This is a genomic window from Citrobacter sp. wls826 (assembly GCF_005281245.1).
Lineage (GTDB): Bacteria > Pseudomonadota > Gammaproteobacteria > Enterobacterales > Enterobacteriaceae > Citrobacter > Citrobacter braakii.
This window is the reverse complement of record NZ_SZWS01000064.1, coordinates 29,409-32,816: the sequence shown is the minus strand read 5'-3', so window position 1 is coordinate 32,816 and position 3,408 is coordinate 29,409. Positions and strand designations below refer to the sequence as shown.

Below are 3,408 nucleotides of genomic sequence, written 5' to 3'. Positions count from 1 at the left end.
TCAAACTACGGCTGATGGGACTGGCTCCACCGGTACTGACGTAACCGGCGACGGTAACAAAATCAACAATGAAGGTGGCACCAGCGCAGCCAATGGCGGCACCGGCACCAGCGTGGACGGCAACGACAACACCATCGACAACAAAGGTCAAACTACGGCTGATGGGACTGGCTCCACCGGTACTGACGTAACCGGCGACGGCAACAAAATCAACAACGAAGGTGATACCAGCGCAACTGCTGGCGGCACCGGCACCAGCGTGGACGGTGGCGGCAACACCATTGACAACAAAGGCACCACCACCGCAGAAGGGGAAGGCTCGACCGGTACTGATGTCGCGGGTAATAACAACACCATTAATAACGATGGCGCCAGCAAAGTCATTGACGGTGCGACGGGGGCAAAAGTCAGCGGTGACGGCAACACCCTGAACAACGCAGGGGAAATGACCGCAGGCAGTACCGACAGTACCAAACCGAGCACCGGGGTGGATGTTGCCGGTAATAACAATACCATTAACCAGAACGGTAAAATGGTGGTGGGTGATTTCTCCACCGGTCTGAACGTGACGGGTAAATCAAACACCATTAACCTGGCGTCTGAAGAGATGAGCATCACCGGTAATAAGGCTACCGGGGTCAACGTTTCCGGCGAAGCCAATACGGTGACGCTGACCGGCGATATGGTGGTGGATAAAGACCAGAAATCCCCACAGGCGATGGACTATTTCGTTACTCCATCGACCGGGATTAACGTCAGCGGTAGCGGTAACACGGTGGTGCTGGACGGGCATCTTCAGGTCATTGTAGATACTGAGTCGTTTGATCATGTTAGCCAGAAACGCGATGGTACCGTAGAAGCCATTCGTGGAGTAGTTGTCAGCGGTGACAATAACCGTGTCGATCTGTTGGGGGGGGTTGAGCTTACCGGTGAAGTCAATCAAATTCCCGGGACAGAGCGTAGTGCTATTGGCAACAGTAAAGGCTCAGTAGTCACCGTTAACGGTAAATCATCGCTTTACCTGCATGGTGACTCATCCATCAATGGTAACTACGCGACAACTTTTGAAAGCATATTTAACGTAACCAATCAGGGTTATCTTGAAATTAGTGAAGATGCCACTGTCACTACCAACATCGAAAGTATGAATACTTATTGGCGTGCTGGCGATAATTCTCTGGTCACGCTGGGAAGTGGCGGTACGGCGACCAATAAAGGAACGATCAACCTACGCGACATGAATTTAACTTTCATGGAGGGGGCTTCATCCTTTACGAATGACGGTTCCGTGACTCTTGACAGAAAAATGGCTTTATCAAGTAATGACGGAGAACCGACATTCGGCATGATGTCCACGGGTAAGTCACATGGTGTGAATAACGGAGATATCACTGGATATGTGCGCGCTCAGAACAGTGTGCAGACTAGTACTGGGTCGGCTAGTTATTTGTTCAACAGCAGCAGCTATGCCATAAACCTTATGGATGGGATTGACGGAAGCGAATCTATTAACAACGGCACGCTGGCTTTATATGGTCGCGGTGAAGCAATGCACGCCCATTCGTCAAAAGCGAGTAACTACGGAACGATTACTGCGGATGGACTCTGGAAAGATGCAAATGACACAACTGTGATTGGCGCTGGCGTATCCTCTACAAGGGCAGTTGATTTTGCCATTGGTATGGGGGCGGGAAGTTTAGCGGGTACCGGCTCCGGTGGTTCGGCAGTTAACTACAAGGATGCCACCATCACTATTTATAATGCGGGTGCAGGCATGGCTGTATCTGGCGCTAGTAACACGATTATTAACCAGGGCACCATTAATCTCGAAAAAAACGAGTTCTATGATGAGACTAAACCGCTGGTCGGAATGGCGGTGTATAAGGGCGGTGTTGCGTACAACGATGGCACCATCAATATTAATGCCGACAACGGTCAGGCGTTTTACAACGACGGCACAGGCACTATCCATAACAGCGGCACCATTAATCTGAACGGCGGCGCAATGTCGTCAGATGATACGCATATGGGTTCCGTGCCAGCTGACAGCAATTCTGCCCCTGCTTCTGTTCAGCGTGTGAGTGGTTATGTGTTGGGTACCAGCGCCAGCGGCTCTGTCGGTACGCTTAATGCGGGTAGTAATGCCCTGGCACTGGATTCGGTCAGCGTGGATACCGGTTTCACCGCAGGTACGGCTGCCACGACTCAGACCTTCGACAACGTCTTTACCGGGGCTGATGTGGAAGGCGTGGAAAACATCACCTCTGAAAGCGTGGTGTGGAGCGCGCAGGGTCAGAAAGATGCGAACGGCAACGTGGACGTCACCATGACCAAAAACGCCTACACCGACGTGGTGACCGACAGCAGCGTCAGCGGTGTTGCTGGCGCGCTGGATGCCGCCTACACCAACAACGAGCTGTTCAGTAGTCTGAACCTGAAGACCTCTGCCGACGTGACGAAGGCGATGAAGCAAATCAGCGGCAACAAGGCTGTGAACGTCTCCCGCGACGCCCGCAGACTCAGCAACCGCTTCGATATGCTGGCGGATGCCGCGCCGGAACTGGGTAACGGTCTGTCGTTTAACCTGGTGGCGAAAGGTGACCAGCGTGCCGAACTGGGTAAAGACACTCAGTACGACATGATGGCTCTGCGTCAGAAACTGGGCTTTGGCGATAATCAGTCGCTGACCATGGAGTACGGTATTGCCCGTCTGGACGGTAAAGGCAATGTCTCTTCCGGCAGCGACGGTATCACCGGCGGTTACAGTCAGTTCCTGGGTCTGGAGCACGCCATGCCGCTCGGTGAGGAAGGTCTCTCCTGGAACAACGCCCTGCGTTACGACGTACATCAGCTCGACAGCAAACGCGGCATTAACTACGGTGATGTCAACAAACAGGCGCTGGCGGACAGCCGTCAGCAATACCTGGAGCTGCGTACCGAGGGTCGTAAAACCTTCGCCGTCAGCGAAGGGCTGGATGTTGTGCCATATGCTGGTCTGAAACTGCGTCACACCATGGAAGACGGTTATCAGGAGCGCGGTGCTGGCGACTTTAACCTGAACATGAACAGCAGCACGGAAACGGCGGTTGATTCAGTGGTGGGTATGAAGCTGAGCTATGCCGGTAAGGATGGCTGGGCAGCAACGGCGACGCTGGAAGGCGGCCCGAACCTGAGCTACGTCAGCACCGGTAAAAAAGCGTCCCTGCAGGGGGCGGCAGGTCAGAGCTTCAACGTTGACGACGGTCAGAAAGGTGGCAGCATCAACAGCATGGCACAGGTGGGTGTGAAGTATAACGCCGGTAACACCAGCGCCGGGCTGGACGCTTTCCACTGGAAAGAGGACAACATCAGCGACAAGGGCTTTATGCTGAATATTAAACACAATTTCTGATAACAGCCTGAGTGAGT

General features: G+C 53.4%; 1 protein-coding gene. It reads left to right on the top strand.

The genetic code is table 11. The features are described 5' to 3' along the window. A partial coding sequence (locus FDW87_RS20125) for an autotransporter outer membrane beta-barrel domain-containing protein (RefSeq protein ID WP_212725448.1) occupies positions 1–3,391 on the top strand: 3,391 nt, incomplete at its 5' end. Between the last annotated feature and the right edge of the window lie 17 nt (positions 3,392–3,408).